Annotated in this window: 17 protein-coding genes and 2 pseudogenes; 8 read left to right on the forward strand and 11 right to left on the reverse strand. The window is 65.2% G+C overall.

All coding sequences use genetic code 11. The annotated features are described in order from the left end of the window. Positions 1–216 precede the first annotated feature (216 nt). Positions 217–1,683 (forward strand): MFS transporter, encoded by a 1,467-nt coding sequence (locus ARTH_RS09915; RefSeq protein WP_011691807.1) that lies wholly within the window; start codon positions 217–219, stop codon positions 1,681–1,683. A gap of 61 nt (positions 1,684–1,744) precedes the next feature. Here the strand turns inward: ARTH_RS09915 and ARTH_RS23130 are convergent, their stop codons facing one another. The 6 genes from ARTH_RS23130 to ARTH_RS09945 all read right to left on the reverse strand — a co-directional run bounded on the left by ARTH_RS23130 (position 1,745) and on the right by ARTH_RS09945 (position 7,834). Next, positions 1,745–2,059 carry a ribosomal maturation YjgA family protein gene (locus ARTH_RS23130; RefSeq protein ID WP_198011552.1) on the reverse strand — a complete coding sequence of 105 codons (315 nt, stop codon included), beginning with the start codon at positions 2,057–2,059 and terminating at the stop codon, positions 1,745–1,747. 267 nt (positions 2,060–2,326) lie between these two features. Next, positions 2,327–3,145 (reverse strand): hypothetical protein, encoded by an 819-nt coding sequence (locus tag ARTH_RS09925; protein WP_011691809.1) that lies wholly within the window; start codon positions 3,143–3,145, stop codon positions 2,327–2,329. Positions 3,146–3,208: 63 nt separating this feature from the next. Further along, positions 3,209–5,377 (reverse strand): amylo-alpha-1,6-glucosidase, encoded by a 2,169-nt coding sequence (locus tag ARTH_RS09930; protein ID WP_011691810.1) that lies wholly within the window; start codon positions 5,375–5,377, stop codon positions 3,209–3,211. A gap of 353 nt (positions 5,378–5,730) precedes the next feature. Continuing rightward, on the reverse strand, positions 5,731–6,372 hold the full coding sequence (locus tag ARTH_RS09935; RefSeq protein ID WP_011691811.1) for a hypothetical protein: 642 nt from the start codon (positions 6,370–6,372) through the stop codon (positions 5,731–5,733). Positions 6,373–6,504: 132 nt separating this feature from the next. After that, the gene (locus ARTH_RS09940) at positions 6,505–6,975 is read right to left on the reverse strand and encodes a hypothetical protein (protein ID WP_011691812.1); all 471 of its coding nucleotides are present in this window, start codon (positions 6,973–6,975) and stop codon (positions 6,505–6,507) included. A 274-nt stretch (positions 6,976–7,249) separates the two neighbouring features. After that, positions 7,250–7,834, reverse strand: coding sequence for a helix-turn-helix domain-containing protein (locus ARTH_RS09945; protein WP_011691813.1), 585 nt, complete (start codon positions 7,832–7,834; stop codon positions 7,250–7,252). A 121-nt stretch (positions 7,835–7,955) separates the two neighbouring features. On the opposite strand from ARTH_RS09945, the gene ARTH_RS09950 reads away from it, so the two are divergent. Further along, positions 7,956–8,978, forward strand: a complete 1,023-nt coding sequence (locus tag ARTH_RS09950) for an NAD(P)/FAD-dependent oxidoreductase (RefSeq protein ID WP_011691814.1) — start codon at positions 7,956–7,958, stop codon at positions 8,976–8,978. Then, positions 8,965–9,759 (forward strand): class I SAM-dependent methyltransferase, encoded by a 795-nt coding sequence (locus ARTH_RS09955; RefSeq protein WP_198011553.1) that lies wholly within the window; start codon positions 8,965–8,967, stop codon positions 9,757–9,759. The genes ARTH_RS09950 and ARTH_RS09955 overlap by 14 nt, the downstream gene beginning before the upstream one ends. 35 nt (positions 9,760–9,794) lie before the next feature. Here ARTH_RS09955 and ARTH_RS09960 read toward each other — a convergent pair whose 3' ends face one another. The 3 genes and pseudogenes from ARTH_RS09960 to ARTH_RS24255 all read right to left on the reverse strand — a co-directional run. Further along, positions 9,795–10,607 (reverse strand): MBL fold metallo-hydrolase, encoded by an 813-nt coding sequence (locus ARTH_RS09960; protein ID WP_011691816.1) that lies wholly within the window; start codon positions 10,605–10,607, stop codon positions 9,795–9,797. 122 nt (positions 10,608–10,729) lie between these two features. Next, positions 10,730–14,035, reverse strand: coding sequence for a family 78 glycoside hydrolase catalytic domain (locus ARTH_RS09965; RefSeq protein ID WP_232223620.1), 3,306 nt, complete (start codon positions 14,033–14,035; stop codon positions 10,730–10,732). Between the two features lie 403 nt (positions 14,036–14,438). After that, a pseudogene (locus tag ARTH_RS24255) lies at positions 14,439–14,632 on the reverse strand (AarF/UbiB family protein); the annotation flags it as partial. Between the two features lie 68 nt (positions 14,633–14,700). On the opposite strand from ARTH_RS24255, the gene ARTH_RS09970 reads away from it, so the two are divergent. The 3 genes and pseudogenes from ARTH_RS09970 (at position 14,701) to ppsA (ending at position 18,658) form a co-directional block, all read left to right on the forward strand. Continuing rightward, entirely contained in the window at positions 14,701–15,165 is a 465-nt protein-coding gene (locus ARTH_RS09970; RefSeq protein ID WP_011691818.1) for a hypothetical protein, read from the forward strand. A gap of 105 nt (positions 15,166–15,270) precedes the next feature. Further along, positions 15,271–16,089, forward strand: a pseudogene (locus ARTH_RS09975) (pyruvate, water dikinase regulatory protein). A 151-nt stretch (positions 16,090–16,240) separates the two neighbouring features. Next, the gene (ppsA, locus tag ARTH_RS09980) at positions 16,241–18,658 is read left to right on the forward strand and encodes a phosphoenolpyruvate synthase (RefSeq protein ID WP_011691819.1); all 2,418 of its coding nucleotides are present in this window, start codon (positions 16,241–16,243) and stop codon (positions 18,656–18,658) included. Between the two features lie 66 nt (positions 18,659–18,724). Here ppsA and ARTH_RS09985 read toward each other — a convergent pair whose 3' ends face one another. After that, complete coding sequence (locus ARTH_RS09985; RefSeq protein WP_232223621.1) at positions 18,725–19,513, reverse strand: alpha/beta fold hydrolase; 789 nt, start codon at positions 19,511–19,513, stop codon at positions 18,725–18,727. Between the two features lie 182 nt (positions 19,514–19,695). Here ARTH_RS09985 and ARTH_RS09990 point away from each other — a divergent pair, with 182 nt between their 5' ends. Both ARTH_RS09990 and ARTH_RS09995 read left to right on the forward strand, forming a co-directional pair. Next, a complete protein-coding gene (locus ARTH_RS09990; RefSeq protein WP_011691821.1) occupies positions 19,696–20,139 on the forward strand; it encodes a hypothetical protein in 444 nt (147 codons plus the stop codon). A 412-nt stretch (positions 20,140–20,551) separates the two neighbouring features. After that, positions 20,552–21,064, forward strand: a complete 513-nt coding sequence (locus tag ARTH_RS09995; protein ID WP_011691823.1) for a TspO/MBR family protein — start codon at positions 20,552–20,554, stop codon at positions 21,062–21,064. 32 nt (positions 21,065–21,096) lie between these two features. Here the strand turns inward: ARTH_RS09995 and arfB are convergent, their stop codons facing one another. Continuing rightward, complete coding sequence (arfB, locus tag ARTH_RS10000) at positions 21,097–21,519, reverse strand: alternative ribosome rescue aminoacyl-tRNA hydrolase ArfB (RefSeq protein ID WP_043429721.1); 423 nt, start codon at positions 21,517–21,519, stop codon at positions 21,097–21,099. Between the last annotated feature and the right edge of the window lie 71 nt (positions 21,520–21,590).

Genomic DNA, 21,590 nt, shown 5'->3' on the forward strand with positions numbered 1-21,590 from the left:
GCGTGAAAATTCACTTTCCCAGGCCATCCGGGCATGGTCCGCGTCGTTCTCCACTAACGGCCCCTGCCGGCCCTCCAACGCCAGGCTGTCGAGCGTGTTGTGGAATGCCTGTCGGATCGGGACTATTTCGTTGAATCAGGCAGTTGTGCCATTAGCCGGAGTGGGTCTCCGCGCAGCGCTAATCGATGACGACGGGAATGAGATCACGTGACGACAATGCCTGCAGAGGGAGTCGGCTTCCGCTCGAAGCGCGGTCCTATACTAATTTCCCTGATGCTCTCTACGGGCTTGGTGGCGATCGATTCGACGATCGTCGCGACCGCGGTGCCGTCGATCGTACATGACATTGGCGGCTTTGCGTCCTTTCCATGGCTCTTTTCTGCCTACCTGTTGGCGCAGGCCGTGTCCGTCCCCGTCTACGCGAAGCTCTCCGACGTCGTCGGCCGCAAACCGATCATCCTGATCGGCATCGGGCTATTCCTATTCGGTTCGATCCTTTGCGGAGTGGCATGGAGCATGCCTGCCCTCATCGCGTTCCGTGTGCTGCAGGGCCTGGGCGCGGGAGCAGTCCAGCCGATGGCGATCACGATCGCGGGCGATATCTATTCGCTGACTGAGCGGGCGAAGGTGCAAGGCTACCTTGCGAGCGTATGGGCAGTGTCCTCGGTCGTTGGCCCGACGCTCGGGGGCGTGTTTTCAGCAATGGGCATGTGGCGTGGAATCTTCCTCGTGAACATCCCGCTGTGCCTCATCGCAGGGTGGATGCTGAGCCGGACGTTCCACGAGAAGGTCGAACGCGCCAGGCACCGAATCGACTATCTGGGGGCGGGCCTGCTGACTGGCTCGCTGACGCTGATCATTCTTGGGGCCCTCGAAGGCGGCCAGGCGTGGGGATGGACCTCCGCCATCAGCGTTGCGGTGTTCGCCGGCGGAGCGCTCTTGTTCGCCGTGTTCATCCTCGTCGAGCGCAGGGCCGCCGAGCCAGTCCTGCCGCCATGGGTCGTCTCCCGGCGGCTGCTGGCGACGACGGCACTGATCTCCTTTGGCGTTGGAGCGGTCATGCTTGGCCTCACCTCTTACGTTCCCACGTTCCTCGAAGGAGCCCTCTCGACCTCCCCGATCCTGGCCGGGCTCGCGCTGGCAGCATTGACGATCGGCTGGCCGATCAGTGCGTCACAATCGGGCCGGTTCTATCTTCGGTTGGGGTTCCGGAAGACCGCGATGATCGGCATTACTATCACCGTCATCGGCACAGCGGTACTTGCGCTCACCGCCTCCGCACCCAGCGTTCTCCTGGCGGCGGCGAGTTGCTTCATCGTAGGGCTAGGGCTCGGACTGGTTGCCACCCCGAGCCTTATCGCCGCCCAGTCCAGCGTCGACTGGAACGAGCGCGGAGTTGTCACCGGTACCAATCTTTTCGCGCGGTCGATCGGTAGTTCCCTCGGTGTCGCGGTTTTCGGGGCGGTTGCGAACGCAATCTACGCAGGCACTCCGGGCGGCAATACGGACCCGCACACAGTCGTCGTGGCCTCCGGGGCTGTTTTCATAGCCGTACTGGCCGTCGCCGTACTCACCGTCGTCGCCGTCATCGCGATGCCCGCTACAGACAACGAGACCCCCACCCGCTCGACTGCTGACCCTGTGGTGGCCGCCGCGCACAGTACGGCATCCTCACCGGATTAGGACCGCTCCCGGGGCCTGGTCCATGCGGCGTCCGCCTGGGCTGCCCGTTTGCGGTGAATTACTAGAAGCGGAGTCGGTTCACCACCGCGCTGGTCGTCCGATCCACCGCATAGGCGGCTGCAGCACCGACGGCGTAGGCCAACAAGTCCGCGGTGCCGAATGTGGTTCCGAGGACCAGCCGAAGGGGTGGCCAGGACTCTCCCAGTTCGGCAGGAAGACCGGTGAGCTGGAACAGTTCGATCATCACGCAGACCGTAACGGCTGCAGCTGCAATCAGCATCTTGGGCTTTGACGGAAGCAGGATGGCCACGAGAATGTAGACCAGAGCCGCGTACATGCCGTCACCGGCAGGCCCGGTCCACGCAGCATCGCTCAACGCACGAATGCCCAACCCGAGCACGGCACAAATCAGCCCGGCGACGCAGAGCAAGGCCCGTCTGATTCTTGAACGCCCCGGTTCAACGGAACTCACAGCTTCAGTGCCGCCGCTGTTCCCGGCCAGATCACTGCCCGAAGCCCCACTGTCGACGCTGCTCATTACCCTCCCCAACGCGGACCCGTGAGAGCCCTGGCAATCAGCCTAGCTCAGCACTTCATTGCGGTAGGCGAGCCGGCCGTTGGCGGGAGAGTCCGCCAGATCGGATCAGGCCGCGGCAACCGGCAGCACCAGCAGGTAGCCGGTCGGCAGATCAGTGCTCCAGCGTCGCGGCTCGCGGACGACGAACTGCGTCGCCAACTCCTCGGGAGTGAGCAGGCTGTTAGGCGCAGGGGATGGACCCCACTGTTCGCCGCCGTACGGGTAGAGCGGATCCTGCACGCGGACGGCGGTGACCGCGAACTCCGGGAACTGGCCGGGATCGCCTAGTGATTCGAAGCCGCTCATCACCGATACGTGGCGACCGCGCCACAGGACCAGCCCGACCGGCCGGCCCGTGTCGACGATGGCACGCGCAGCCGTCTGCAGCGCGTCCCCGTAGTCAGCGATGCTGACGACGGCGTACGGGCCCATCCCGACCTCGTTGAGCACTTGCGCCCAGCCTAGGGGGTTGGCACCGTTGAACGAATTGGTCGACCGTGCCCGGGCCATCTCCCAGAGTTCGCCTTGCTGAACGCTGTCCGCCCACGTCCCGGTCCCCGTCTTGTCGATGAGGTTGTGCATGATCTGGATGCTTGCCGCCACACACCATTCAAAGGTGTACTGCGGCACGAAGTCCCCCTCCTGGTAGAGGTTGAGGGCGAACGCTTGGGGTACCGGAGGCGGCGCGGGCACGGATGTCGGGGTGGGGGATAGCGTCCCTTGAGGAGGGCGGACGTCATCGCGTGCGGCCGGTCGGGACAATGGCGTCTGGATCGGTTGATCGGTGGTGACTTCATCGAGTCTGATCGCAGGCACACAGGCCGAGAGGAGGGTCGCCAGGCCGACGAACCAGGCCACAAGAAGACGGAGCGGTGCACCGATCATGATCGGTCCATTTTATCGCGACGCGGCGGGAATGCGTCGTGTAGTGGTTGGCTCCCGTGAGCCTCAAGGACGGCGGCGGCCTTGCGGAAGTCGTTTACTGGCTTGCTCGACCAGTTCTGTTATCCATGGGCGGTGCCCGCGGTGGAAAGCCATTCCTTCGGGCAGGCCCTGGACGGATGGGACGGACCCGGTGATATCTATGGTGATCCTGCCGCCGGCCATGGGTGCGTTGGTGATGTGGAGGTCACCGTACGATTCCGGAAGCACCGGATCCAGCCAGAAGCCTCCGCGGGAGACGTGGGCGTCATACCGCATCAGGCTGGTCACCAGAAGTATCGGTGTGGTCGCTGCCCAGGCCTGCGGTGAACAGGCCGTGGGGTAGGGCACTGGCTCAGTAAACTGGTCACGGCTGAAGCCGCAGAACAGTTCCGGCAGCCGGCCGTCCGAGTATTCTGCAGCCTCCAGCAGTGCCGTGGAGATCCGTTGTGCTTCCGCCACGAAGCCATAGCGGAGCAGACCGGCCGCGATGATTGCATTGTCGTGCGGCCAGACTGAGCCGTTGTGGTAGCTGGCGGGGTTGTAGGCACCCATGTCGCTGGCGAGGGTGCGCACGCCCCACCCGCTGAACATCTCCGGTGACATGAGGCGTTCGGCCACTTTGGATGCTTTGTCCTCATCGATGAGGCCCAGCCATAGACAGTGGCCCATATTGGATGCGCAGGCATCAACCTGCTGCTTTTTGCCGTCCAGGGCCACTGCATAGTAGCCGCGCTCAGGCATCCAGAACTGTTCATTGAACTGCTTCTTCAACGCCGAAGCCCAGCCGGCGAGTTTGTCGCCCAGAACCGTGTCGCCGTCGTCGTATGCCATCCATGCCCGCGCCAGGTACGCCGCGAAAACATAGGCCTGAACCTCGCAGAGCGCGATGGGTGGTTCGGCCAGTCGGCCGTCGGCGAAGTTGATGCCGTCCCAGGAGTCTTTCCATCCCTGGTTGATCAGCCCCTGGTCGTTGAGGCGCTCATACTCGACGAACCCGTCGCCGTCTTTGTCTCCATAGTCACGGATCCAGTCCAGCGCCCGGTCCGCGTGGGGCAGTAGTGCGGCGATGGTGTCCTTGGCGAATCCCCAGCGGCTGACCGCCCCGAGGACGTCAACAAACAACGGCGTGGCGTCAACACTCCCGTAGTAGACGGACTTACCTCCCAGGGATAGTCCGCTGGAGACATCGAGCCTGACCTCGTGGAGGATTTTTCCCGGTTCCTCCTCGCTCATTGGATCGACCACGGTCCCTTGGCGGTCCGCCAGAGTCTGGAGCGTGCCCAAAGCCAACGATGGGTCCACCGGTAACGCCATTTCCGAGGCCCACAGCGAATCCCGTCCGAACAGAGTCATGAACCAGGGCGCACCGGCGGCCACCACGACCCGGTCCGGGTGGTTCGGATCCTCGATGCGAAGGGCGCCGAGGTCATCGTAGCTGCGCCTTAGAGTGCGTTCGATCGACGGGCTCCCCATGTGGAGCACCGGGATCCTGGCCACCCACTCCTGGCGGCGCCGGTCACTAGGGGACAGCCCGTCACCCTCAGCATGCACGAACGAATCAGAGGTGGCTCCGTCCATGCCGGGCACCGCGATGAGGGTGGCGCTCCACTGGCCGTGGGCTGCGATAGAGGCCCGGTACGTAATGGCGTTCGGAGTCACGTCCGCTCCCGGGGCGCGGACTACAACGCCTTTCCGGACGTCTTGCCAGGCAGCCCGGATGGTCAGCACATGGCCTTCCGCTTGACGGTTTTCGTTCCATTGCCGCTGGATCCGCGCCTCCTTGACTTCAAAGAGATCGGCGAAATCAGCCTCAACGGTAAGGGAGACAGAGCATTCGACAGGGTCCAAAGAGAAATTGCGGACAGTAATCTGCTCTCGGATTCCAGCTCCAACCTCACGGAGCCGTTCAACAATCAGGGGGCTGTCGGCATATCCGTCGGTGCGTGGAACACGGCCTGCAAACAGTGCACGGTACGGCTCCTTCGTCTCCGCGGCCAGCGGCTCGAGCGGTTGTCCGTTGATGGTCAGGCTCCACTTGGAAAGGATCCGGGTGTCCTGGACAAAAAGGCCATGGGGATGTTCCGGGTGGATGTCGCCGTTCGGTAAGGAGATACAGAAGGACGATCCCTCGACCAGGGTGACCGTCCCGGCCCCCATGGGACCGGCCGCCGTGTCAGAGTTCCACCCAGCCATTTTGGCCTCCCTCGGAATCAGGCCCCTGCGGTCCCGGTTCCAGGCCGCTGCCGTCGAAGCCAACTCTGTGTTCGACGCTACTCTCGCCGGCCCTCCGGCGCTAGGGCTTTGATCGGCGGGAGGCAGGCACGGTATAAATCCGGGGCGGCTTCTCACGAACGTCGCAACACCAATCTGAAAGAGGTGTTGGATTATGCGCAGTTCGACGCGCCGATCGCGAAAAATGGGCCTAGACGCCCCAGAGCTGTGCTGAATTGGTCCTGGGCATCCGCCAAGTTCGCGACTTATCACGACGCAGCGGCAAAGTTGGCAGTACCTGGTTCGTCCGTCCCGTAAGGAGATCGCCTATCGCATCAGCTGGTCACTTGTCGGAGCTTGAACACGATCGAGTCGAAGACGGCGCGTGCCTCTCGTGTCAGCTCCGGATTGATCGATTCGTGGAATTGGACCACCCAGAACATAGCGCGCTGGCCGTCCAGGTTGACCACCCGGTAGGTTTTGCGTTCAGCGGCGCTCGAGTACCAGCGGGTGCATAGGTTCGAATATTCTGAGTGAACGCAAAACTGACCGTTGTCGCAGGCTTTGATGTCCACGTCGCCCTCGACGGAGTGGTCGAACTCGACGCCGGAGTAATCGCCCACCATGACCTCGACGGGAGGGGTGCTGGCCGTTGACGTCTGCTCCGTCATCGCGTCGACGAAAGCCTGAGCCGACGGATTGACCTCGACGAGCGCGCCCTGCCACGCGCATGCGTCCCTCGGCACATGGTTGGAGGGCCACCAACCCACGAAGACCGCCATTTCATCCGGGTGATCCGGGTCGTCCTTGCCCACGCCGGCGCCGCCTTCACTCACCCAGCCGTCTGGGACGGTGATCTCGAAATTCTCTGCGAAGCTGGTGACGAGGTATGTACCAGCGTCGATGTCGCCGCTCTTCGGCAGCGGTGGGACCGTGGGTAACGGTGGGACCGTGCGGGCCTCCGTAAGCACACGCATGGAGGCCTCCAGAGGCAGCCCTTATGCTGCGGACGTTACGCCCAGCCAACACTGACCGCAAGAGACGCCAGAAGCCAACGCTCCGCCATTTTGGATAACGGGAACGGATGGTGAGTCCCGCCGCCGGATCCTCTACGGGAGCGCGAGGTCCATGATCGGTGTGAAAACCATCTCCTCGGTAGGATCGCGAGCAGGCAGCACCACGCCTCGCGGATCCTGGACAATGCGAGGCGCTGGGGGTCTGCGCGGGTCCCGTCCGAGCCCGAGCGTCGCAGTCTGGGCGACCAGCGGGCGGGCGAACGCCGTTCCCATAACGCTGAACCGGTCACTCCCGCCGCCATTCCCGTGAACCATCTTCGCGAACGTGCCGTCTGAGAGCCGTAGAACGAGCGCGTCTTCGCGCCCGCTCCGCAGCGGTTGATCGATAAAAGTCACGTTCACCCGCACAAACGAGTCCCAAACCTCATAGCTGGTCACATAACCCCGGACCCCCGAGCCGTCCGGAACTACCACCTCGAACTCATGCCGCTCGGGAAGCAGTACGCGTTCGAGCCGAGGCGGCTCGCCCCCCATAGAGTGCACAGCGCCGATCATCGTCCCCATTGTTTAGCTCCTGTGTCTGTCATCAGCGTGGCCCCATCCCGTTCGCGACACCACCGATGATTCCTGATAGCAGTCGGCTGTCAAGACTCCGGCTGCCCCGCTGCGGCACGTCCTGCTGTCCCTGATCCGCTGAGTTTTACGTGAAGAAGTTCGGCATGCGCGTTGTTGACCAGGCCGACGGCGCGGACGCCGCCGTCACAAAGGTCGCGGCTGCCGGAACCCGGAGTCACCTGGGCCTCCGCGTCGTGGCATTCACCGGCTCGGCCCCCTTCGGCTATGAAGGCTTGGGCCGCGCGCGTACGTGCATCCGTTCGCCCTGCTGTCCAAACAGGCTGATGAACTCAACCGGTCTGCCGTCAGCGCTGGCGAACCAGTGCGGTGTGTGGGTGTCGAATTCCGCGGCTTCGCCGGGGCGCAGTTCGAAGTCCTTGTCGCCCAGCACCAGACGCAGCCGTCCGTTGAGGATGTAGAGCCATTCGTAGCCTTCGTGAACGCGCGGGTCGGGCTCCGACCCGCGGGCATCACCTGTGAGCACCATCTTGAAGGCCTGCAATCCGCCCGGACGGCGTGTGAGCGGAACAGCCGTCATGCCGCCGTGGGTGATGGGCTGCAGGTGGATTCTCGGATCCCCGGTGGGTGGCGCGCCGACAAGATCATCGAGGGGAACACCGTACATCCTCGCGAGTGGCAGCAGGAGTTCAAGGTTGGGCCTGCGTTGGCCGGATTCCAGGCGGGACAGGGTGCTCACCGACACGCCGGATGCGGAGGACACATCCCCAAGGGTGAGGTTCCGTTCCGTGCGGAGTGCCCGAAGCCGGGGGCCGACAGCCCCGAGAACGTCGTCAAGCTCAATTTCCATGACCCCACTTTGCCATAACGGCAATCATGTTTGTCAATTCTCGATTGTGCGGTGGAAGCTGGTGTGACCGCCGCAGGACTCCGGCGGCGAACCTCCAGGACGCGAAGAAGGAAAGATCTGTATGGACACCACACGCTATGACGTTGTAATTGTCGGTGGCGGCGCGGCGGGACTCAGCGCTGCCACGACTCTGGGCCGGGCGCTTCGCCCGGTACTGGTCATCGATTCCGGAACTCCACGCAACGGACCCGCCGCGGGCGTACACGGCTATCTTTCGAGGGACGGCATGGATCCTTGGGAACTCCTGTCCACAGGACGCAGCGAAGTGCTCTCCTACGGAGGAACGGTCATCGACGGTGAAGCCGTCTCGGCACGGCGGACCCTTGATGGATTCGAGGTGATTCTCGGAGATGGCCGCCGGTTCAGCGGCAGGCGCCTCCTCGTCACCACCGGCCTGACAGACGAACTGCCTCCCGTCGACGGGCTGCGGGAGCAATGGGGAAAGGGCGTTGTGCACTGCCCCTACTGCCATGGCTGGGAAATCCGCGGTCAACGGATTGGAGTGCTGGGCACAGGCCCGCTGTCCGTCCATCAGGCGCTCTTGTTCAGGCAGTGGTCCCGGGATATCACTCTCTTCCTCAACGACACCGTGGAACCCACCGACGAAGAGTGGGAAAAGCTCGCCGCCCGGGCCGTCACGGTCGTTGACGGCGCCGTGGCTTCTGTTGACACTGTCGATGGCGTCCTCACAGGGCTCACGCTCCGCCAGGGCCCCTCGTTCGACTTGCAGGCGCTCGCTGTCGGAACCCGGATGGAGGCCAGATCCGCTCTTCTGGAATCGCTCGGACTAGGTTCCCAGGTGCACCCCTCGGGGGCCGGACGGTTTATCGAGACCGATGCCATGGGTGCGACGGCCGTCCGCGGCGTGTACGCGGCCGGCAATGTCTCCAACCTCATGGCCCAGGTAATCACCGCGGCGGCCGAGGGTGTCATGAGCGGCGCACGGATCAACGCCGACCTCATCGAAGAGGAAACCCGGTGGGCTGTCGAGGGTCACTTCGGCCCCTTCTCGGCCGCCTCGGAAGCAGCCGTCTCTCAGATCGTGCTGACACACCGACGCCATGGCCTTGATGATGGCATCTGACAGCCACGACCAGAACCGCTTCCTCGACCTCGATGCCAAGGTGTTCGGCGACCATCTCGCAGCCGTCCTGGACCTGGCCGGGGCGCAGGCTGCGCGCAGCATCGTTGACCTCGGCGCGGGCACCGGCGCAGGTAGCCGGCTCCTTCGCCAGCGATTCCCCGACGCCGCGGTGACGTGCGTCGACAACGACCCGCAGATGCTCGAGCTGCTGCGCGGGCAGGGCTTCGCCGTGGTCGAGGCCGACCTCAACCACGGCTTCCCTGCCCTGGGCGGCTCCTTGATAGCGGCGGGTGCAACGGCCGAGGCGCCGGTTGACCTGGTGTGGGCATCGTCCTCGCTCCACCACGTGACCCACCCCGCCCGGCTCTTGTCGGGGGTCCGCCGGGCACTGGCCCCGGGCGGGGTGCTGGTCGTCGTCGAGCTCGCCGCCCTGCCTCGTTTCCTGAGCCATCCGGGCGGAGCGCTGCTGGAGCTGCGCTGCCACTCCGCTGCGGCGGCCGAGGGGTGGAACCATCACCCGAACTGGACGCCGGTCATCGAGGCCGCCGGGTTCGCCGTCACCAGGTCCGAAGTGACGGCCACCGCACCAGTGACACCGGCCGCGCGGGAGTATGCCCGGCAGTGGTTCGCACGCTTCTCACACCTGGCGGCCCTCACCGCGGATGACCGCGGCACCGTAGAAGACATGCTGGAGCAGTTCTCCGACGACATCGAGCTCGAACCCCGCGCCACCCGGACCGTCTGGGTGGCCACGCCCGTCGAGGCTCAGGAGCAGCCTTGAGCCAGCTGGCGAACGCTTAGGAGCCAGAGGGCGGGTCAGGTCAGGTGGTCGAAGTCTCCTCGCGCCCAAGCCGCGTGCCGTTGGGCGGAATCGTGCAGTGCGGCCTTGGCTCCGGACGCGATGACATTGTTGAAGTTGCCGTAGATGCGGTCGAACTCGAGTTCTCCGAGCTGCGCGGCGATTCGCAACGCTACCGCGCCGGATAGCGGCAAATGATTCGGGTAGCTGCGCATGAAGGAGATGGACCGGCGGTCTGGATTCGGATACACGCTGTCACCGGTCAGCAGGACTCCTCTGCCGGCCGCTCCTGCAGCCCAGTGCACCACCGCACTGCCGGGGAAATGCCCCCCGGTCTGGTGCAGTGTCAACCCCTCGGCGATAGTGTGACTGCCGGACCAGTATTCGATGACCGGATCGTTGCGCCCCAGCCATCGCCGGTCTGCGTCCGCCACCAGCACAGGAACGCCCCCGAGCCGATGCGACCATTCGACCTGCACACCAAACATGTGGGGATGGCTGGCCGCGATCGCCAGGACCGGCCCCCGCTCGAGCGCTGCGTTAACGGCACTGTCATCGACATAGCCGACCGGATCCCACAGCAGCGACCCCTCATGTGTCACCACAAGCTGAGCGGTCTGGCCGATCCCGACTTTAGGCTCTGTCCTAATCCCGATAAGGCCCGGCTCGTTCTCCCTCAACACCGTCTGCTGACCCTGCTGAGCCAGCCCGTCCAGTGTGAGCCACTTCTGTCCCTCCTCGGGCACATACTGCCGCTCATCAGTACAGATCGGGCAGAGCTCCGGGGCGGGTTCATCGCGTTCGACGGCGCAGGTCGCGCAAATCAGCATGGTTGACCCCTCCCAAAACGTCCTGTGTCCTGCTCTCGGGTTTCCTCACCTTCGGCAGTAGGCTGGCGTGCCCACACTATGGCACGCGGGTCATGGTTAGAAAGGTGCTAACCCGGTTGCTGTCAGGATTCGCAGGACGGCGTGAAGTTCCAGGTTCCCGCGTGGACCCGGAAGTCACGCGTTGCAGGTCCGTTGGCCGGGGCGGTGCTGTCGGGCAACCGGACGATGGCGGTGACGCCGGCGGGAACCGTGCACTCCAAGTACGTTCCAGCCGTGGTCCGCCGCCACGCAACAGCAACGTCACCATTGGGCAGCGGGAGACTTCCCTGGGCGTGCTCGAGCCGGCAGGCCGGCGGTTCGATCAGCAGTTCGCTGCCTCCGGGAACCGTCACACGCACGCCGAGCAGGGACTCCAGGATTTCCTTCACCACGGAGGCGGACCAGGCGTGGGACTGGCTGTAGTCGGTGCCGTCTTCCAGTTCCCAGGCTTCCCAGGTGAAGCTGGCGCCCTGCTCGAGGAGCCGTGCCCAGCCGGGCTGGTCCGACGATGTGAGCAGATCGATGACGGCGTCGGTCAGTCCCTCGGCCACCAGGGCGCGCACCAACCGGTGCACGGTCATGGGTCCCTGGCGCATGCCCTGGGCCGCGATCCTGTCTGCGTCAGCCGCTGCGTGCGCAGGATCGGTGATTCCGAGGGACAGCGGGAAGGACGTTGCATGTTGGGAGGCGTGGGTGCTGGGTGTTCCGTCGGCGTGCAGCCCGTCCACCATCACGCCGTCCACGCGCAGGCGCGTGCGGATGGTTTCCGCGAGGGCCCTGGCATGTCCGGCGTAGCGCACGGCATCGTCCTCCTGGCCGGCGATGCCGCAGAGCCGCGCAGTGGACATGAGGGCCGAGTAGGCCTGGGCGTTGACGGTGGTCTTTGCAGCGCACTCCATGTCGTAGCCGAAGCGGCCGGGGGCCGGCCAGTCCACGATGCCGTGAAGGTAGGGGCCGGAGCCGCCGCCCAGTTCGGTGACCAGTCCCGCCGTCGGGCCGTCCGTGGCGAGGTACCGCAGTGCGTAGTCGGCCGTGTTCCGGAGGTGCGGGAGCAGTTCCTTCACGAGTGCGAGGTCTCCGGTCCGGAGGTGGTATTCCTCGGCCCACTCCGGCATCATGAGCGAGAAGTCGGGGATGTCGCGCTTCCCGTCGCCATTGGGATAGACCGCGTTGTAGCGACCCCGGTCCTCGCCGGCGTTCCAGTAGCGCGCCGCTGACCAGCCGAACTCCCGCAGCGCCTGCGCCGTGTAGGCGTGCTCGCCGAAGAGTGCCATGGTGGCGTAGGAGATGTTGACGGCGTCGGCCAGGAACTGGCCTTTCTCCCGCGTGGGCGTATCCACGAACTGTTCCTGGACGCCGTACAGTGCTGAATCGCGCAGCAGCCGGAACACGGCATTCAGTGCGGGGTCTGAGCTGTTGAAGCTCCCCTCGTGCGGGTGCCGGCCATGGACGACGACGGCGCCCACCCGGGACAGGTCCGACGCCTCCACGCCGGGGATTTCCAGGTAGCGGAAGCCCAGGTGCACGCTGCTGCGGAACGGCTGGGGGCCTTCCGCCTGCGTATACGGGAAGGACATGTCCGTGTTCTGGCTGGCCGTTTTGCCGCTGTCCACCCTGCCACAGGAGTCCAGGGAGTACCCGGCCCGGATCATCACGGTCCGCCCGGCCGCGCCGGCGCGGAAGTCCACTTCCGGGCGCGCCGGGATGATCCGGCCGAAGTCCGCCACCAGCGTTCCGTCGGTGGCGGTCAGGAACGCCTCCGGGGCAACAAAAGTCTCGGACAGGAAAGTGCGCCGGGGGTGCAGTGCGGGGAATGCCGGGACAGGATGGGGGCCGTAGCTTAGGGCCAGGGCCATGTCCTGGCGGGTGTCGAAGGCTACCGCGGCCTGCCCGTCGAGGTGCTCAACGGGATCGCCCTCGTCGTTGCGGTAGCCGGCCTGCCGGTAGGGGGCCTCGGCCGCGCGCCAGTCCGGGCCGGAGCCGAAGACCTCGCGGCGTCCGTCCGTGTAGTCAACGCTGAGCCGGACCAGCAGGCCCGGGACGCTGGCCGCCCTGCCCTGGCCGGGGCCGTACCAGTGCAGCAGGGCCGTCAGCGAAACATCTGTGGATTGCTGCCGGACGGGGTCTGTCGCCTGGCCGGGCGGCGCTGCCGTGTCTTGCGGTGTGCGGGCAGCCAGGAGCGCAGTGACGTCGGCGGCGTCGTAATATCCTTCGCCAGGATAGCTGAATGAAGTGGTGCTGAGGCAGGGCCTGCCGTTCACGGCAAGCTGGGCATGATGGCTGGCTGCGGCGAAAAGACGGGCACGGGCAACGCCGCCGGTGAGCCGGATGGTGGTGCGGAAGAGTGACCATTCATCGGGCTGCCGGTGAACCGTGGTGCGCGCCCAATGGCTGAGGGAGGCACGGGCTTCCTCAGGTCCGGCGTCGAATCTGTGGTCCAGGATTAGCATGGCGCTGATGGGAGCATTGTCAGGTGTGGGCCCGGCGGCGGTGACGCGTATGGAGGCGTACTCGGCTTGGCTGCGGGGTCCTTGGTGGAGTGCAAGCAATCCCTTCGCTCCGGCAGGGGAGGGTTCAGCCACGGAGAGCAGCTCAACGCCGTCGAGGGTCACGCTGATGGTGTCGCCGTCGTCGGTGACGGTCAGGTGCTGCCACGTGCCCGGGACCATGTCCTTGCCGGGCAGTCGCTCCTGGCTGGCCACGGCGTCGCGTTCCAGCTGTGCGCTGGCCAGGACTTCGGTGTCGGGAGCAACAGGGGCGGGGATTTCCCAGGCCGCCGGGGCGCGGCGGAGCACAACGTTGCCCGCGGTGTTCAGTTCCAGCAGCAGCCCCGTGCCGGGCCCGCTGCTGCGGAGAAGCAGACCGGCCCATCCCATCACCGGACGGAGGCGGGCGTCCAGGATGAACTGCCGGACGGGCCCGCAGGGGACGGGAAGGAACGGCGAGCCCGCCACACGAAGGACGCCGTCCAGGACGTCCAGCGGAGGCCGGCCGCCTGCCGCCCGGTGGATCCAGTGGGCGCCCCACCCGCTGTCCGAGAGTCCGGTACTGAAGACCGACGCTTCGGACCAGGGGCCGGGGTTCCCGGCGGCGTCATTCACGCGGACACGCCAGCTGTAGTCGGCGTCCTCAGCCAGTTCCGGTCCACCGTAGGGGACCCCGGACTGCCTGGATGAGGGGACGGGTCCGGAGCGCCAGATCCCGGTTCCAGCCGAATCCTCGACGGTGATCTCATAGCCGGTCTGCCGGGCCGCGGCAGGATCGGCGTCCTCCGGCTGGCTCAGCCTCCACCTGAACACCGGGCGCAGAGACGCCGTCAGGCAGGGGGCGAGGCCGTCTGTCAACAGGCCGGCGGCATGGAGTCCGCCCTGTCGCGTATCGGTTGGCACTGTTTCCTGGGTGGGGGAGACGCCCATCAGGAAGGAGTTCCGTACGAAGCGCGAATCGGCCCGGCTGCGGCGGGCCGGGACGCGAACGCACGTGGGCGCCGGACAGGACCCGCACTTGGGGAAGGGGACTTGGCGGCGGCGCCTAATGGTGTTCTCAATGGATCTCCGTTTCTGTCCGAAGGCACAAGCTTGCGGCCCGACTCCCAGTTCTGATGGCCCGGGGCCGCGGGACGGCTGCCCGCCGAACGACTCTGGGCCCACGGCTACGGGCTACTCCGCGTGAAGCAAAGAATGGCCACTGAACCAAGAAAGCGCTTTCTGCGACCCAGTCTGGACTACGGATGAGCCGGGAGTCAAGCAATGTAACGATTCAAAGCAGGCTTTGGAAGGCCCGCTCCCGATCGAAAACCGGGGCAACCAGGGCCGGGTCGATGCCCGCGACCTCGGGCACATCCACCCGGTCGTCGTGGGCAAGATCAGCCGCAAAACGCTCTGAGTTCGCCGCCTCAGGTAGTCGATCTCCTCAAGACTGGTTTGCGCAACCTCCTCGACCAGTGCTGCCATGTCCGCACGATCGGACACCAAGCACGCACGGGAGCGTTCGGACGTTGGCGGGGCGTATCGTCGCGTTATCGTTGGTCCAACACATCCCACCAGGAGGACGCATGCCGTACGTTGTTGACTTCGAGAACGTTTCCACTGTCGGGCTTGAGTCGTCTCCGGTGGCTGAGACGCTCGCCGGGTTGCGCGCCAACGAGGGCCGCTATTACCGGAACAAGTACGATCACGTTTTCACCGTGAGCCCCGCAAGCGACATGCCGGAGGTGGTCGACCGGGTCAGCCGCATCCTCAAGGAGGAACGCGACATCGTCATCGGTTCCCGCCCGCTCGAAGCGACAGCCTTCGAAGTCGAAGGCCTGCGGATGGATTACGTGTTCTACGAGTCGGGTCTGTCGATCAACGTCATGTACAGCATCGAGGACGGCGGGAAACGAGCGGTTGGATTCAAACTGGCCGAAGGCATGGATATTCCGGAAGAACTGGCATCATGTTTCAAATTCGCCCGCCAGAAGTCCAAGCTCGCAGGCGTTATCCGAGGCTCCTACTTCGTGATCAAGGGCGAGTACTGAGCGGCTGACGTTGCGGCGCGGCTGGCGCGGTGCTGTTGCGAACCACCAGGGACATCGTCGGCCCCGCGTTGGGATACCGGACCGCTCCTGGTGGACAATGCGTTCATGACCAATGACGATCTTCGGCCTGTCTACTTTCTTTCGGACAGCACCGGCATCACGGCGGAAACGCTCGGCAACACGTTGTTGACGCAGTTCCCCGCCAATAACTTTGACAGGATCACCGTCCCCTTCATTACTACCGTCGAGCAGGCCAGGACCGTGGTCCATACCATCGACGACCTGGCCGCCACCGGCCCGCGGCCGATCGTCTTTTCCACCGCTGTCAGTAGCGACATCCGCCGGGCCCTCGCTAAGTGCAAGGGGATCGTCGTGGATCTTATCGGGACGCATGTCGGACAGCTGGAGCAGGCCCTTGGCGCACCGGCTAGCGGCGAACCCGGCAGGGCCCATGGGCTGGGCAATGCAGAGCGGTACCAGTCCCGGATGGCCGCCGTCGAGTAGGCCATGGAACACGACGACGGCCAGAGCCTGCGTGCGCTGGAAAAGGCGCAGGTCATCCTCGTGGCACCCTCACGCTGCGGGAAGACGCCCACAACCATGTATCTGGCGCTGCAACATGGGATTTTCGCCGCTAATTTCCCGCTGGTGGACGAGGACTTTGAGCGGGAAGGGCTTCCCAAGCCGCTGAGGCCCTTCGTTGAGAAATGTTTCGGACTCTCCTCCAACCCGCTGCGCCTGAGCCAAATCCGTACCGAAAGGCGCCGCGGTTCGCCGTACGCATCACTGCGGCAGTGCGGCTTCGAGCTGCGCAGCGCCGAACAGCTGTATGTCTCCCACCGGATTCCATACCTCAATTCAGCGACGGTGTCCGTGGAGGAAATGGCTGCGACCATCCTGCAGCGCATGAACCTCAAGCATTAGGGAAAATTTTCACAAACGCAGTGTGGCGCACATCATGTGGAAAGCGCGTCCGAGACCTGTCACTGTGGACAGGATTCGCGCCCACCAACCGGCCATCGCCGGGAGCGGGGCGGCACATCTGCATGCCATCATCTGCAAAGGAGCAGCAACTATGACGACAGACATCCTGTGGTTCTCAGAACTCGGACTCAAGGACCTGGACCGGGTGGGCGGAAAAAACGCCTCCCTTGGTGAGATGGTGCAGAACCTGACCTCTGCCGGCGTCCAGGTCCCTGACGGCTTCGCCACGACGGCCGACGCCTACCGCACCTTCCTGGCTGACTCCGGCCTGGACCAGAAGATCGCCGACCGGCTGGTCGGGCTGGACACCGACGACGTGACGGCACTCGCCGCGGCCGGCCAGGAAATCCGGACCCTGATGCGCGAGACGCCCTTCCTGCCGGACTTTGAAGCGCAGATCCGCGCCTCGTACCAGGAACTGGTGGACAAGCACGGGGGCTCCGATGACCTGTCCTGGGCCGTCCGTTCCAGCGCAACGGCGGAAGACCTTCCCGATGCCTCCTTCGCCGGGCAGCAGGAGACCTTCCTGAACGTCCGCGGGATCGAGAACATCCTGCTCGCCATCAAGGACGTCTTCGCGTCCCTCTACAACGACCGCGCCATCGCCTACCGGGTGCACCATAAGTTCGAACACGCCGAGGTCGCGCTGTCGGCCGGCATCCAGCGGATGGTTCGTTCCGACGTGGGCGCTTCCGGTGTCATGTTCACCATGGACACCGAGTCCGGGTTCAAGGACGCTGTCTTCGTCACCTCCTCGTACGGCCTCGGCGAAGCCGTGGTCCAGGGCGCCGTCAACCCCGACGAGTTCTACGTCTACAAGCCCGCCCTGCAGGCCGGCCGACCCGCCATCCTCAAGCGCGGACTGGGCGAAAAAGCCCTGCAGATGACCTACACGAGCAGCCGGGAGATCGGCCGCACCATCGACTTCGTACCGGTTGAGGCTTCGCTGCGGAACCGCTTCAGCCTCACTGACGACGACGTCGAGCAGCTCGCCCGCCACGCGGTCGCCATCGAAAACCACTATGGCCGTCCGATGGACATCGAATGGGGCAAGGACGGGATTGACGGCGGCCTGTACATCCTGCAAGCGCGCCCCGAGACCGTGCAGTCCCGCCGTGCGTCCGGCAGCCTGAGCCGTTTCCGCCTCAACGGGACCGGCCGGGTGCTCGTGGAGGGCCGCGCCATCGGCCAGCGCATCGGTGCCGGCAGCGTCCGCATCCTTACCGCGATCGACCAGATGGCCGCTTTCAAGACCGGCGACGTCCTCGTCGCCGACATGACCGACCCGGACTGGGAACCGATCATGAAACGTGCCTCCGCGATCGTCACCAACCGCGGCGGACGCACGTGCCACGCGGCCATCATTGCCCGCGAACTGGGGATTCCCGCCGTCGTCGGCACCGGGAACGCCACTGACGCACTCTCGGACGGTCTCGAAGTCACCGTCTCCTGCGCCGACGGTGAAACCGGCGTCATCTACGAAGGGCTCCTGGACTTCAGCGTCGAGGAAACCGAGATCACCCAGCTGCCGGAGGCTCCGGTCAAGGTCATGATGAACGTCGGCACGCCCGAACAGGCCTTCACGTTCGCCCAGCTGCCGAACGACGGAGTAGGCCTAGCCCGGCTCGAATTCATCATCAACCGCCAGATCGGGATCCACCCCAAAGCACTGTTGAACCTGGAGGACCAGCCGGCGGAGGTCATTGCGGAGATCCGGGAGCGGATCGCCGCCTACGACAGCCCGCGCGACTACTACATCAAGCGCCTTGCCGAAGGCGTGGCCACCATCGCCGCGGCCTTCGCGCCGGAGCCGGTGATTGTCAGGATGTCCGACTTCAAGTCCAACGAGTACGCCAACCTGATCGGCGGCCCCGCGTACGAACCGCATGAAGAGAACCCGATGCTCGGCTTCCGCGGCGCGTCACGCTACCTGGAACCGTCCTTCCGGGACTGCTTCGACCTGGAGTGCGAGGCCCTGTCCTTCGTGCGCAACGAGATGGGACTGACCAACGTCAAACTGATGATCCCCTTCGTGCGGACCGTGGACGAGGCCAGTGGCGTCATCGACCTGCTCGCCGAGAACGACCTGCGCCGCGGCGAAAATGGCCTCGAGGTCATCATGATGTGCGAGATTCCATCCAACGCGCTGCTCGCCGACGATTTCCTGGACTATTTCGACGGATTCTCCATCGGTTCCAACGACATGACCCAGCTGGCCCTTGGCCTGGACCGGGACTCCGCGATTGTCTCGGGCGGCTTCGATGAACGCGACCCCGCCGTCAAGAAGCTCCTGAGCATGGCGATCAAGGCGTGCAAGGCGCGCGGCAAATATGTGGGCATCTGCGGCCAGGGGCCGAGCGACCATGCGGACTTCGCCGAATGGCTGGTGGCGGAAGGCATCGACTCGGTTTCGTTGAACCCGGACACCGTGGTGGACACCTGGCTCCGGCTCGCCGGCGCGGCAGGCCTGGCCGGGGCCGGAGCGGCCGTCGGCGCAGAAGCGCGCTGACTTTTCGGAGCTGATACGAGTGCCCGCCCGGGATAGCCCCGGGCGGGCACTGCCCTACGGGTCGTTTTACTGTCGGGCGGGGTGCTCACGCACGCGCATCAACCATTCGGCGACGAAGGCTTGCAGGAGTTCGGGTTGCTCATGCATCAACGCGTGGCCGGCCCGATCGAGCACCGCAAACTTGGCACGAGGGTACTGCGCCACTAAGCCCCACGGGCCCGCGTACCCGGCCGTGGCATCCTGCCTTCCGGCGAGGATCAACACGGGATGGGAGTAGGCTTTCGCGTCTTCCGGCCGATCCCGGAGCTCCCAGTGCGAAAAGATTCGCGCCAGGGCGGACTCGTCAACAAGTGGCATTGCGGGAGCCACGGAATCCCTGAACCGGCGCAGGGTTTCAGCAGTCTGCACAACGAAGTAGCTACGGTAAGAAGCCTCGAGGTCCGGTCCCACGTCGCCGGGCATGTCGACCATCGACGCAAGGACGTCGTGCTTGGGCACGTCACGCGTATGCGCGCCGACCGGACAGATGAGCGCCAGCCCGACGGCCTGGTCAGATCTCCCGTTGGCAACGGCACGGGCTAAGTACCCGCCATACGAATGACCAATGACAAGAAACGGTTCATCACCAATAGCGCTGTCGATCAGTCCGTGCAGAATGTCCAGCACGTCATCGTTGCTCGTGACCACCTCGGGCGCGGGGGTTCGGCCCATCCCCGGCAGGTCCGGGTACAGGCGGCGAAATCCGGACACGTTGCACAGTATTGGTTCAAGAGCGCCAGCGATTTCGCGGTGATCCACGCCGGCCCCGTGCAGAGCGAGAACCGGCGTGCCGCTGCCATACTCGGCGTAATGCACAGGCACTCCACTGACCGTACATTTCATCCGGACAGTGTAAAGCGGGTCGCGGCTTTCCAACACCGTCAAAGCGCGCCAGCCGACGGACGCCTTCGCCGCTGTGTCGCGGGCTCCCGGTAACCAGCGCGCAGGAGGCCCTGTGGCCCTACTCCGAGGGGGCGGCCAATCCATAGCATTGCGTCATGGAACAGTTGCAGGAAGCCAACGCGGAAGAGCCGGCGTTGTCTGCCACCACAGTTTTCGCCAGTCTCGCGGAATTGCGGGACGCTCCCGGCTACAGCCCGAAGGCAATAGCCGAAAGGCTCATAAATTCGCTTGGCTCTGATGCTGCGGCTCCTCTTCTCGGCGTCAGTGCAGGACTATTGGATCGGTGGGCATCTGGCCAGGATGCGCCGAATGCCGACGGCCGGCTTCAGCTTGCGGACCTGGACGCTCTCGTCGGACACCTCCATAGTGCTTTCACGCCGGCCCAGGCCATGATCTGGATGTGCAGCCCCAATGTGCAGCTGGGGTCCCGACCAATAGATGTGTACCGCACGCAGGGGTCGGCTCCCGTGATCGGGGCCATCCGGGCACACGTGCGGGAAGATATCGCCCAATCGGAAGGCCCGGACGTAAGCGGTTGACCTCAAAGGAAGCAGCCTACTTCGATGCTCTGACCGGGCCGCCACCTACGGATGGACAAACCGGGGCCGTCCACCATCGGCCGGCCGCCGCCACAAGAAAGCCCTTGCCATTGCCGATTATTGGGGCTCCACGCCGGTTCCCGACCCGTCCGGGCGACGTTCCGGCTCCTGGACGCTCCGGACAGCCTCTCGGACCAGAGCCGGCCGGAGCCCGACGGGGCCGGTATCGGCTCATCCTGACCACGGCTACGGTCCTGCGGGCTCTCAGATGCCCCTGCTGCCACCCGGGGCCCGGGCCTGGATCCAAGGGAGACGCCCGACACCGGACGATGCGGCCGTGGACCGTACTATCGAGCGTATGGGCGTACAAGCAGCCCGGGTACGGCGACGACGAAGGGAAAGAGGATCAACGATGAAACTGTTGACTGTAGCGTGGACGGCGGCCGCGAGCGCAGCTACGGCAGCGGCCGGTGCGGTGGCGACGGATCCTGACAGCCGCTGGTACCAGCGGCTGCGCAAGCCGGACTGGCAGCCGCCCGCCATTGCCTTTCCGGTCGTGTGGACCGCTCTTTACGCGGACCTTGCCGTGAGTTCCGCCGTCGCCCTGGACCGTAAGGATGCCCCCGACCCCGAGGGCGGTCAGGACGGGCGGCGGGAGATCCGCGCCTACCGGAGCGCCCTGGCCGCGAACCTGGTTCTCAACGCGACGTGGAGTTGGGTCTTCTGGCGTGCCCGCCGGCCGTGGCTGGCCGCGGCAGAGGCCGCCGTGTTGGCTGCAAGCAGTGCAGACCTGGTGCGGCGGACGTACAAGCTGAACAGCAGCGCCGGCGTCGCACTGGCCCCGTACGCACTCTGGTGCGGGTTCGCCACCGCTTTGTCGACGGCGGTCGCGAGGCTCAACCCCGGAGCGGGCGGGCGGCGGTAGTTCCGGTATCCGCTACGGAGACAGCCGGCGTGTTATTCGGCGGACGGCCGCCGTCGTTGTTGTTTCGTCGCCGATCTTTGTTCCTTTGCGGCGAGGCGCCGGCGGTTCGATCCCCGGGTGGGTTTGGTTGGACGCCGAGGGGCAGCTTCGGGAGCAAGGGCCTCTGCCACAAGGCCGGAGAGCTTGGCGAGGGCGATCTCGCGATTGCGCAGCTGTGAGCGCTGCTCGGAGGCCGCCACGGTGATGACCCCGGAAATGAGGCGCCGTTGGAGGCGCGTGAGCAGCATCAGCCGTTGCTCGTCCAAGAGTGCCCGCGAGTCGCGGATGTTCCAGGAGAGCTCGACGCGGCTGTCCGAGGTGTTGACGTGCTGACCGCCAGGCCCCGACGAACGTGAGAAGCGCCAGCGGAGTTCCGGGGCGGGAATAGTGAGCGCGGGTGACACCTCCAGATCCATGCAACCAGCGTTGCACAACATGGGCGCAATCGAAGAGCCCAGCCGCTCGCGCGCTAAAGCCCGGACACTGA

This window comes from Arthrobacter sp. FB24, from assembly GCF_000196235.1.
GTDB lineage: Bacteria > Actinomycetota > Actinomycetes > Actinomycetales > Micrococcaceae > Arthrobacter.

What these genes read in the sequence shown, in the direction of transcription:
- ARTH_RS09915 (WP_011691807.1), top strand. Translation starts at nt 217, where the DNA reads ATGCCTGCAGAGGGAGTCGGCTTCCGCTCGAAGCGCGGTCCTATACTA.
- ARTH_RS09925 (WP_011691809.1), bottom strand. Translation starts at nt 3,145, where the DNA reads ATGATCGGTGCACCGCTCCGTCTTCTTGTGGCCTGGTTCGTCGGCCTG.
- ARTH_RS09930 (WP_011691810.1), bottom strand. Translation starts at nt 5,377, where the DNA reads ATGGCTGGGTGGAACTCTGACACGGCGGCCGGTCCCATGGGGGCCGGG.
- ARTH_RS09935 (WP_011691811.1), bottom strand. Translation starts at nt 6,372, where the DNA reads ATGCGTGTGCTTACGGAGGCCCGCACGGTCCCACCGTTACCCACGGTC.
- ARTH_RS09940 (WP_011691812.1), bottom strand. Translation starts at nt 6,975, where the DNA reads ATGGGGACGATGATCGGCGCTGTGCACTCTATGGGGGGCGAGCCGCCT.
- ARTH_RS09945 (WP_011691813.1), bottom strand. Translation starts at nt 7,834, where the DNA reads ATGGAAATTGAGCTTGACGACGTTCTCGGGGCTGTCGGCCCCCGGCTT.
- ARTH_RS09950 (WP_011691814.1), top strand. Translation starts at nt 7,956, where the DNA reads ATGGACACCACACGCTATGACGTTGTAATTGTCGGTGGCGGCGCGGCG.
- ARTH_RS09955 (WP_198011553.1), top strand. Translation starts at nt 8,965, where the DNA reads ATGATGGCATCTGACAGCCACGACCAGAACCGCTTCCTCGACCTCGAT.
- ARTH_RS09960 (WP_011691816.1), bottom strand. Translation starts at nt 10,607, where the DNA reads ATGCTGATTTGCGCGACCTGCGCCGTCGAACGCGATGAACCCGCCCCG.
- ARTH_RS09970 (WP_011691818.1), top strand. Translation starts at nt 14,701, where the DNA reads ATGCCGTACGTTGTTGACTTCGAGAACGTTTCCACTGTCGGGCTTGAG.
- ppsA (WP_011691819.1), top strand. Translation starts at nt 16,241, where the DNA reads ATGACGACAGACATCCTGTGGTTCTCAGAACTCGGACTCAAGGACCTG.
- ARTH_RS09990 (WP_011691821.1), top strand. Translation starts at nt 19,696, where the DNA reads ATGGAACAGTTGCAGGAAGCCAACGCGGAAGAGCCGGCGTTGTCTGCC.
- ARTH_RS09995 (WP_011691823.1), top strand. Translation starts at nt 20,552, where the DNA reads ATGAAACTGTTGACTGTAGCGTGGACGGCGGCCGCGAGCGCAGCTACG.
- arfB (WP_043429721.1), bottom strand. Translation starts at nt 21,519, where the DNA reads ATGGATCTGGAGGTGTCACCCGCGCTCACTATTCCCGCCCCGGAACTC.